The 9,682-nt window shown below is 57.0% G+C and carries 9 protein-coding genes and 1 tRNA gene; 1 reads left to right on the forward strand and 9 read right to left on the reverse strand.

The genetic code is table 11. From position 1 onward, the window contains the following. Positions 1-61 precede the first annotated feature (61 nt). The 7 genes from ACN0TS_RS07975 to ACN0TS_RS08005 all read right to left on the reverse strand — a co-directional run bounded on the left by ACN0TS_RS07975 (position 62) and on the right by ACN0TS_RS08005 (position 6,499). Positions 62-1,327 (reverse strand): glutamate-5-semialdehyde dehydrogenase, encoded by a 1,266-nt coding sequence (locus ACN0TS_RS07975; RefSeq protein ID WP_417258820.1) that lies wholly within the window; start codon positions 1,325-1,327, stop codon positions 62-64. Then, positions 1,324-2,439: a glutamate 5-kinase gene (proB, locus tag ACN0TS_RS07980; protein WP_417258821.1), complete on the reverse strand. Its 1,116-nt coding sequence runs from the start codon at positions 2,437-2,439 to the stop codon at positions 1,324-1,326. The genes ACN0TS_RS07975 and proB overlap by 4 nt, the downstream gene beginning before the upstream one ends. Further along, positions 2,427-3,479: a GTPase ObgE gene (obgE, locus tag ACN0TS_RS07985; protein ID WP_417258822.1), complete on the reverse strand. Its 1,053-nt coding sequence runs from the start codon at positions 3,477-3,479 to the stop codon at positions 2,427-2,429. The genes proB and obgE overlap by 13 nt, the downstream gene beginning before the upstream one ends. Positions 3,480-3,671: 192 nt before the next feature. Beyond that, positions 3,672-4,244 (reverse strand): GNAT family N-acetyltransferase, encoded by a 573-nt coding sequence (locus ACN0TS_RS07990; RefSeq protein WP_417258823.1) that lies wholly within the window; start codon positions 4,242-4,244, stop codon positions 3,672-3,674. 210 nt (positions 4,245-4,454) lie between these two features. Next, positions 4,455-4,724, reverse strand: a complete 270-nt coding sequence (rpmA, locus tag ACN0TS_RS07995) for a 50S ribosomal protein L27 (RefSeq protein ID WP_417258824.1) — start codon at positions 4,722-4,724, stop codon at positions 4,455-4,457. Between the two features lie 23 nt (positions 4,725-4,747). Then, the gene (locus ACN0TS_RS08000) at positions 4,748-5,350 is read right to left on the reverse strand and encodes a 50S ribosomal protein L21 (protein ID WP_417258825.1); all 603 of its coding nucleotides are present in this window, start codon (positions 5,348-5,350) and stop codon (positions 4,748-4,750) included. Positions 5,351-5,638: 288 nt separating this feature from the next. Beyond that, complete coding sequence (locus ACN0TS_RS08005) at positions 5,639-6,499, reverse strand: hypothetical protein (protein WP_417258826.1); 861 nt, start codon at positions 6,497-6,499, stop codon at positions 5,639-5,641. Between the two features lie 226 nt (positions 6,500-6,725). On the opposite strand from ACN0TS_RS08005, the gene ACN0TS_RS08010 reads away from it, so the two are divergent. After that, positions 6,726-6,815, forward strand: a tRNA-Ser gene (locus ACN0TS_RS08010). Positions 6,816-7,077: 262 nt separating this feature from the next. On the opposite strand, the gene ACN0TS_RS08015 is transcribed toward ACN0TS_RS08010, so the two are convergent. Further along, positions 7,078-7,866, reverse strand: coding sequence for a SapC family protein (locus ACN0TS_RS08015; RefSeq protein WP_417258827.1), 789 nt, complete (start codon positions 7,864-7,866; stop codon positions 7,078-7,080). Between the two features lie 136 nt (positions 7,867-8,002). Next, a complete protein-coding gene (locus tag ACN0TS_RS08020) occupies positions 8,003-9,670 on the reverse strand; it encodes a ShlB/FhaC/HecB family hemolysin secretion/activation protein (RefSeq protein ID WP_417258828.1) in 1,668 nt (555 codons plus the stop codon). Positions 9,671-9,682 lie beyond the last annotated feature (12 nt).

Genomic DNA, 9,682 nt, shown 5'->3' on the forward strand with positions numbered 1-9,682 from the left:
GCCAAAACAAAACGCGGACCTCAAATCAAGGTCCGCGTTTTTCAGTTTTGGATCGCTTGCCTTAGGAACGAGTAGCCCCGTCAGACGTCACAAGATATTTGAAAGATGTCAGTTGCTCGGCCCCAACGGGACCGCGGGCGTGCATTTTCCCCGTCGCAATGCCGATCTCCGCGCCCATGCCAAACTCTCCACCATCCGCAAACTGCGTTGACGAGTTGTGCATCACAATGGCGCTGTCCACCCGTTCAAAGAACCGCGCCACGACATCGGCGTTCTCGGTGATCACGCAATCGGTGTGGCTTGATGAATTGGCATGGATATGGGCAATGGCTCCATCGACATCGTCAACCACCTTCGCAGCGATGATACTGTCGAGATACTCATGGCCCCAATCGTCCTGCGTGGCTGGAACGACACCCGCGAGAGACTGGAGTGCCGCGTCACCGCGCACTTCGATCCCCTTTTCGATCAGCGCCTCAATCACCGCAGCCCCAAGGCTATCGGCAATATCCTTGTGGATGAGCAGGCATTCAGCCGCGCCGCAAATCCCCGTGCGCCGCGTCTTCGCATTGACCACCACATCGAGCGCCTTTTGCGGGTCGGCGTCCTTGTCGATGTAGATATGCACAACCCCGTCGAGGTGGGCAAAAACGGGCACACGGGCCTCGCGTTGCACAAGACCGACAAGGCCTTTCCCCCCACGGGGCACGATCACGTCCACGTAGTCGGTCATCGTCAATAGCTCTTTGACAGCGGCACGATCACGGGTCGGAACACGTTGGATGGCATCCACGGGCAGGCCTGCGTCCTTGAGCCCCTGTTGCAGACATTCGTGGATCAGGCCGGAACTGTGAAAACTCTCGGAACCGCCACGCAGGATCACCGCATTGCCCGCCTTGAGGCACAACGCGCCTGCGTCGGCGGTCACATTAGGACGGCTTTCGTAGATCACGCCAATGACGCCGAGGGGCGTGCGCACGCGTTTGATATGCAACCCGTTGGGACGATCCCACTCCGCGATCACTTCGCCCACGGGATCGTTTTGCTCCGCAATGGTGCGCAGCGCATCCATAATGGCGCGAATGCGATCCTCGTCGAGCATCAAACGGTCCATCATCGCATCAGACAGCCCCTTGTCGCGCCCGAATGCGAGGTCTTTCTCATTGGCCGCAATGATGTCCGCGCGTCGCGCCCAAAGCGCATCCGCCGCAGAAATCAAAGCAGCGTGTTTGCGCTCTGCTGAGGCGTAAGACAGGTCAGCCGCCGCCGCTTTGGCGCGCTTACCGATGTCGGTCATCACCTCGGAAATGTTCATATCGTCAGTCATAGCACCATATCATCCCTGTGGATCAATGCGGCTCGGCCCGTGTAGCCGAGGATCGCCTCGATATCTGTTGTCTGTGCGCCCTTGATCGCCTCCGCCTCTGCCGAAGTGTAGCGGGTCAGGCCCATGCCAATGCGTTTGCCCGTCGGCCCGATGATCACAACCGGATCGCCGCGCCCGAACAGGCCCACAACGTCCTCAACGCCCGCAGGGAGGAGAGACTTCCCCTTGCCCAAGGCTGTCACGGCACCGGCATCAACGATAATCTCGCCCTTGGGCTTCATCGCTCCGATCCAGTTCTTGCGGGCATGAGCAGGATCGCCCACGGGGACAAACACCGTAGAGCGCCCGCCGTCCATGAGCGCTTTGAGCGGGCGTGAGACATCCCCTTGCGTGATGGACATGGCACAGCCACCCGCAATAGCCGTTTTCGCGGCCAACACCTTGGTCTTCATCCCGCCTTTGGACAGGCCCGAAACAGGCTCCCCTGCCATCGCCTCGATCTCGGGCGTAATGGCGTCCACGCGCGGGATATGCGTGGCCTCAGGGTCGGTTGCAGGGTTGGCGGTATAAAGCCCGTCGATATCGGAGAGCAAAACCAGATGGTCCGCGCCGATCATCACCGCGATTTGCGCAGCCAGACGGTCGTTGTCACCATAGCGGATTTCATCGGTGGCGACGGTATCATTCTCGTTCACAATTGGCACAGCGCCAAGTGACAAAAGCGCATCCAAAGTGGCGCGAGCGTTGAGATAGCGACGACGATCCGCCGTGTCCTCAAGGGTCAACAGGATCTGTGCCGTAGTGATCTGACGGGGGTCAAGCGCCTCTTGATAAGCACGCGCCAAACGAATTTGGCCCGCAGCTGCCGCTGCCTGTGACTGCTCCAAGGGCAACGCCCCCGCTGGCAGATGCAGCACACCGCGTCCCAAAGCGATCGAGCCAGACGAGACGATCACCACCCGTGCGCCATTCGCACGCAGCATCGCCACATCTTCGGCCAACCCGTCAAGCCACGCAGAACGTAACGCGCCCTGCTCGACCAACAAGGCCGAGCCGATTTTGACGACAATGGTTTTGGCGTCAGAAAGCGATGTGGCGGTTAGGGTTTCCACGACTCTTCTTCCTCGTCGTCGCCTTTCGTCTCAAGTTTTTTGACACGCAGACGATCCATCGAAATCTCGGCCTTCAGCGCACGCAATACCGTATCGACGCCCGCTTTGGACACGCCCGACATCGTGTAGACCCGTTCGCCGCTGGCCTCTTGCAGTGCGGCAATCTTCTCTTCGATTTCTTCCTCAAGAAGGCTGTCCACCTTGTTGAGAACCGTGATGCGGGGCTTGCCGCCAAGCACATCGTTGTAGTTCGAAATCTCGTCGATAATGGTCTGGTAATCGCCCACAACATCCTCTGACGTGCCATCCACAAGGTGCAACAGCACTGCGCAGCGTTCAACGTGCCCGAGGAACAGATCACCAAGACCGCGCCCTTCAGAAGCACCTTCGATCAGGCCGGGAATGTCAGCGACCACAAATTCCGCACCATCAATGCCCACAACGCCGAGGTTGGGGTGCAAGGTGGTGAAGGGGTAATCGGCAATCTTGGGTCGCGCATTGGAGGTGGCCGCGAGGAACGTTGATTTGCCCGCATTGGGCAGCCCCAAGAGCCCCGCATCCGCGATCAGTTTCAGGCGCAACCAAATAGTGCGCTCAAGCCCCTCAAGGCCCGGATTGGCCGAACGCGGCGCTTGGTTGGTGGAGCTTTTGAAGTGGGAGTTGCCCCACCCGCCGTTGCCGCCCTTGGCAAAGACGACGCGCTGTCCCACTTCCGTCATATCCAACAGGACCGTCTCTTGATCCTCGTCGAGAATTTCGGTCCCCGCAGGGACACGCAAGATGATGTCCTGCCCGTCTTTACCTGTGCGGTTGTTGCCCATGCCCGCTTGGCCGTTTTGGGCAAAGAAGTGCTGTTGATAGCGAAAGTCGATCAAGGTGTTGAGACCGTCAACAGCCTCAATAATAACCGAACCGCCCTTACCGCCGTCGCCGCCATTCGGGCCGCCGTACTCGATGTATTTCTCGCGCCGAAACGACACACAGCCGTTTCCGCCCGAACCTGAGCGGATATATACCTTGGCGAGATCGAGGAATTTCATGTCTATGTCCTTATCTACCCCAAAACGGGGCGCTTGGCGCAGGATTACCTGCTGTGGGCGGCAAACTCAATGCAGGTTGTTTGAGTTGAGATATCAAACCACGTGATGTCACGTCCTAATCTGCGCCAAAACGACGACGAGCGCCCGTTTGCCACGCGCGCCCGCCCAAAATGTACTGTGCTGTTTTCGCGGTTACGCGGTTTTACACAGGTAGGTCCATGTTTTCACCGTCGCCTCCCGCGACACGCAATAGGCCTCTGCGTCGCCCAAATATTGGAACCCTGCAAAGGTCACAACACGGGCAGAGGCCTGATTGTCCTGAAAGATGGACGCGAAAATCGTCTTTGACTTGAGGGGGTTGGCATCCACAATGGCCTTTACAGCCGTGCGGGCCAGACCTGTGCCCCAAAAGGACGGAGCCACCCAGAAGCTCACTTCGCACTGATCACGGTCGAGCGGCTTGAGCGAAATCACACCAAGCACTTCGGACAAACCTTGAGCCGCGCCATCCAGAACCCATGTCTGCTGGCTGCGTTCCGGATCGCTTGCGCGTTTGATAAAGGCCTCGGTCGCCTCGGGTGGCAAAGGATGCGGGATGGACCGCGTCGCATTCGCCACACGTTTATCACCAGCATAAAGATGCAAAAGACCTTGGTCAGAGATCCGTGGCGGGCGCAGCGTAAACCGCTCCGTCTCGATCACAGGCTGCTCACCCAGAGCGGGCGACATCGGTGTCTTGGGTAAATCCGTCATAATGACTGTCATGTCCTTTCCTCCTCGAAAGGGCCTCGCGCAATCCGCCCCGTCTATGTGCGGGATGGATATAAAATGTCACGCAAAACAACGATTTGATCGGGAACGGCCATTTGGGTCTATCCCCATAACATTACGTTTCGATCAAATGTGACCCACAAAATAAGAAAGGGACCGGCTTTCGCCGATCCCCCTGATTTTCTCAAACCGTTTCGGGTCGGCTTATTCAGCGGCCTCCGCCACCGGAAGCACGGAAATGAAGGTGCGCTTCTTGAGACCTTTGTGGAAGGTCACTTTGCCGTCGGTCGTTGCAAAGATCGTGTGGTCACGACCAAGGCCTACGCCCTCGCCTGGCCAGAACTTTGTGCCGCGCTGACGCACGATGATGTTACCAGCAATTGCTGTCTCACCGCCGTACAACTTGACGCCAAGACGGCGACCTGCTGAGTCGCGACCGTTACGGGATGAACCGCCTGCTTTTTTATGTGCCATGGTAGTATCTCCTAACTTATCGCTTACTTAGCCAGTTCTTTGGCTTGTTCAACCCACTCGGGCTTCACTTTTACGGCGTCGAAGGTTGCCGCATCTACGGCAGCGAGCTGCGCGAAGGTGGTGATGCCAGCGTCATTCAACTTCGCAGCAGCTGCGGGACCGACGCCAGTGATGGCGGTCAGATCGTCAGCACCGGAAGCGGCAGGCGCTTTGGCTTTCGCAGCTGCTTTAGGAGCAGCGGCTTTTTTCGGAGCGGCAGCTTTCGCAACGCCAGGAACAGATCCTGCGCCTTGAGCAGCTTTCACGCCGGATTTATCAGCACCTTTTTCAAGGATGTCGGTCACACGCAGAAGCGTAAGCTGCTGACGGTGGCCTTTGGTGCGCTTCGACGAGTGCTTACGACGACGCTTAACGAAGTGGATAACTTTCTTACCCTTGATCTGGTCGATCACTTCCGCTTGAACGCCTGCGCCAGCAACGTAGGGCGCACCGATGGTGGAACCAACCATCAAAATCTCGTTGAACTGGAGTGTTTCACCAGCTTCAGCGGCAAGTTTCTCAACGCGCAAAATGTCACCTTTTTGCACTTTATATTGCTTACCGCCGGTTTTCAGAACCGCAAACATGCAGTCGTCCTTTTCTATATACCCGCGTCCTTTGGTCTTGGGCTCAATGTCCCAACGTTTATTACCTCAGACAGCGCGTCCCTCTACGGAGACGAGATTGTCATTAATTTTGCTACCTTAGCCATCTCAACCGAGACAGACGCATCGCGCCATTGACCAATAGATAACCACCCGATCGCACCAAAAGGTACGCCAAGTGGCGCGTGTATCGTGGAACGCCGCCCTCAAGTCAAGCGTAGAGTCAGGAAAATCAGGCGAATTATCACCGTTTTCTGCTCTGCCGCCCCACTACAACTCCTGTCCACTAAAGACCTGCATCAGCTGCCCCGTCCCTGCCCCGAGCGCACGCGACAAATCAGAGTAAACTGCATCGAATGTGGCGAACAAGGCGTAGTTGAGCTTGCTCCCCTCCGCAGATTTGGAAAATGCGATGTACTGCGCGAACTCGTCATCGCTCAACGATTCATACGCCAGTGTCGAGTAGCTGTAGATCCATTCCGAGACATCGGCCCGCACTTCCGGTTCATAGCTCCAGATTTCGCGCAGAATATCCTCGTCCGAAGGCATCGCCTCCGCGTCACCAGTTTGACCCAAACCGATCATATAGGCGTAGTCGGCATTCATCGCGCCCACTACGTTCATCTCGACCAGATCATTGGCGGCCACGTAGTCCTCGATCAACAGGGCGCGCGGGCTGTCAGCGGGCAGTTCAGCCCATGCCTGAGCCGCCACATCTTCCATCCCCTCGTCGCCCATTGCGATCCGCGCATCCAGTTCGACCTGCGCAATGGTCCTTCCCAAATCCGTCTCGAAAAACGTCACAATCGGCGCGACATCCACTCCGTCCAACGCTTTGGCCATCTCGACGCGGAACGCCTCAAGCATCACATCAGACCGATACAGATCGGCCAGCATATTCACCCACGCACTGCGCGGGATGCCGTCGTCGTCCCGATCAAGATCGTCAATCATCGCCCGCCCTTCGTTGGCCAGAACGTCAACAATCTCGGGCATCCGGAGCGCCTCGATCAAGGCATCAACCGGCTGCGCTGTTGGCTCGGCCTTCGCACCGCGCGCAAGCGAGACCGCCAAAAGCGCCGCCATCAATACGGATAAAACGATTTTGAGCAGCGAAAGGTGCTTGGGCATTCGGGGCCATCCTCACAGTAAATTATAGGACAACACCTAGCGGGCGTGTCCTTTATCCCCACATCTAAGCGCCGCCCCGCTCTTTGCCAAGCCACACGAAAACACATCTGCGGCATTGCGCCTAAGGCTGGAGCAAAGACCAGAAATCACACTCAATGGAAATTTATTACAAAAGAGGCTTGCAGTCACCAAAAAGGGCGGCTAAATCGCACCACCACTTGCCCGCGGAGAGGTGCCGGAGTGGTCGAACGGGGCGGTCTCGAAAACCGTTGAGCCTTCACGGGTTCCCAGGGTTCGAATCCCTGTCTCTCCGCCATTTCCCCTTATTTTTAAGGGCTTGAAGGCCTAAAAAACTTGGCTTTTACTGATTTCCGTAGGATGCCCGACACTAGCTTCAATCTGCCACGATGAATTTGTGGGGGATAACAATGGATGGTTCTTCCTTCGAACACTTGCCGTCAGGTGAAAATCGGGGCCACACGGCGAACCACGACTTACAGCGGCATTTGTGAGAACAAACCTGACGACGGATACGACACGATCTGGCGCCACTAGACTGCGGGCCAGATCGCGGTGTTTTAAGCGTCGGTTTTCGTCTTTGCCTTGGCTGTCGTTTTCTTCTTGGCGGTCGCGCTAACTTGCGGCGCCGATCCGGTGACTTTTTGCGCCATTGGTGTCAGATTGCCGAGCGAGAACAGATGCGCGTAGCACAGTTCCAATTCGTCCGTGCCCATCATCTCAAGCAACACCTCCGAGGGGAGCGCCTTGAGCTTTTCGCGATTGATCGTAAAGAAACCTGACAGTGCAGCGGTTTGACCGTCAGCGAGGTTGAACTGCGCTTGCGCCTCGTCGAGCAGGTTATGTTCTTGCAGACGTTTGCAGAACACCGCTGTGCGCTCGAACAGTGTTTGGTATTCACTTACAAACGTCAGCTTGTCCTTGAGGAAGGCGGTGCGCTCCCCCTCGGAGTCGAACAGGCGTTCGCCTTTGCCGTCGGTGTTGAACCCGTCAAAGCTCTCGTCGATGCACAGGACAAATTCCTTTTGGTCGTCAGACCGCGAGAAGACAAAAGGATAGCGGCGCAAGAACGCGGGAACGTAATTCCCCGTCCACGCCCCGTCCACGTCCACATTGCTGTTCTCGCCATCACGCACACCCAAGATAACGGAGGGCACAACATCATTTCCGTCACCTGCAAAAACAATGGCATATTCTTGAGCGGCGGTGCGGAACTCGGCTGCCAGAAGGGGCACGGAATTGACGCTGTTAGCGAAGCTGTAATTGTTGCCCATCTTCACCGACCACTCCCTGTGGCTTTGTGAGGACACAGGGACCGCCCGCTCGTAGATCATCAATTGCTTGGTCATATTCATCCTTACTTTTGGTGAGACAGGACAACTCGGTCCATGTTTTGAAAAGGTTAGCTGATCAATTCTTGAAAAGCGACGAGAAATTATGTGGCGAAGAGGACGGTGGCGGCCCCTGCCTTTGTAGCCGTTCTGGTCAGAAAGTGACCGCAGTCAGGCGAGCGTAGAGTGTCGCGGCATCCTGATTTGCCACAGCTTGGACAAGCGGCACACCGAGCCCCAGTTCAAACTTGACCTTGTCGCTTAGTGCAAAGGTGACCCCAACGCCTGCTGACATCAGGAACACTTCTTCGGGGAACGTTGAATAGACTGCACCCAAGTCGACAAAACCATAGACATCCGCTTGATTGGCAAGCCCCTCGATGGAGACGCCTTTATGCGCTTCGAACTGGGCGAAATACCCTGAATCGCCAGAGGCTGCGTCGCTTGGGAAACCACGTACCGTTGAGGGGCCGCCGATCTGAAACAGCAGGTCCCCGGGCAGAAGTTTGGAATTGGTGTATTGCCACGCCCCATTGGTCGTCAACGCGATGCCGTTGTCCAATTGATAGGTGCCATTAAATGACCCCGTGAACAGCCCAATGTCACGCGTCGAGGGGGCGAGGTAATCGTTCGCCACCGCGTAGGTGATCTGCGGGCTGATCGAAAACGCCATCTTCTGGTTCGCAAACGAAGCGTTCAGCCCCAGCGAATATTTCTCCGTCTTTGAATCGACCAACGGTGTGCTGTTCGATTTGGATTCGGAGACGCCAAAAGAGGTGCCCGCCACACCAAACACCGCCCATTCAGGCGAGATGAACATCGGATGTGACAGCGACGCCGCGAGAGAATGCGACTTGCCTTTGATATTGAGCGGCTCTGACGGGCCATCTACGACTTTGATCTGCGACCCGCTATAGGTCACGCTCAACCGCGTCCCCAACGGGGAGATGGGTGCATCATAGGACAATGTCCCCGACACGCTGCCCTCGGCCACAGTACCAAAGGCGAGGAAATTGTCGTCAGGCGTGAACAGGCTGTAACGGTGGTAGAAGGCCCCAAGCTGTGCCTGCCCTGTCGAGTTCACACCTTGGTTGTCCAGAAAGAACGACAGTTGGTTGGTTTTGGGCTCGGTCAGTTGTAGCGCCAGATCGGTCGTGCCAAAACTGGCCCCTGGCTGAAGCGACATGCGCAGCTGCGCATTGTATATCTTGTTGAAACGATTGATGTCTGTGGCCGCTGATGGCACATCCACCGTATCTTCGCCGCGTGTCAGGCGCACCCGATCAAGCACGAATTGGTCTGGCACCTGTTTGTTGCCGCTCATAGCGACCGACGCCAGTTTGCCTTCGACAAGTTGCACCTTGAGAATGCCGCGATCGAGGGTTTGCGGCGGCAAGACCGCGCTGGCCGTGATCACGCCCTTCTCTGTGTAGAGGTCGTTGATGTCTTGCACGAGGCGCTGGATTTGCGAGAAATCAATCTGCTTGCCAACGTATTTGACAAGCACCGCATCCAGATCGGCCTGTGTGAGAAAATCCGAGGTGGTGAATTCCACACCGACAAGACGCACTGTTGGCCCGCCCGCAGGCGCGATCTCGCCGCTAGAGGCCTCAGGGCTAATCACCACAGGCCCCGTTTGGCGCGGGGTCGCAGCGAGCTGTTGCAATCGCTGTGCGTTTTGTTGCTCGACCGATGTGGCTGGATTGGTCGCTTGTGCCAACACGGTCTGTCCCGACACCGACAAAACTGCCGCCATGCCCGTAGCACCCAGATGGTTCAGGATCGCATGGCGCCGCCTGCCCGCCTTGTTTTGTGCCCGCACTACACCACTCCT

The organism is Celeribacter sp., from assembly GCF_048266405.1.
Classification (GTDB): domain Bacteria; phylum Pseudomonadota; class Alphaproteobacteria; order Rhodobacterales; family Rhodobacteraceae; genus Celeribacter.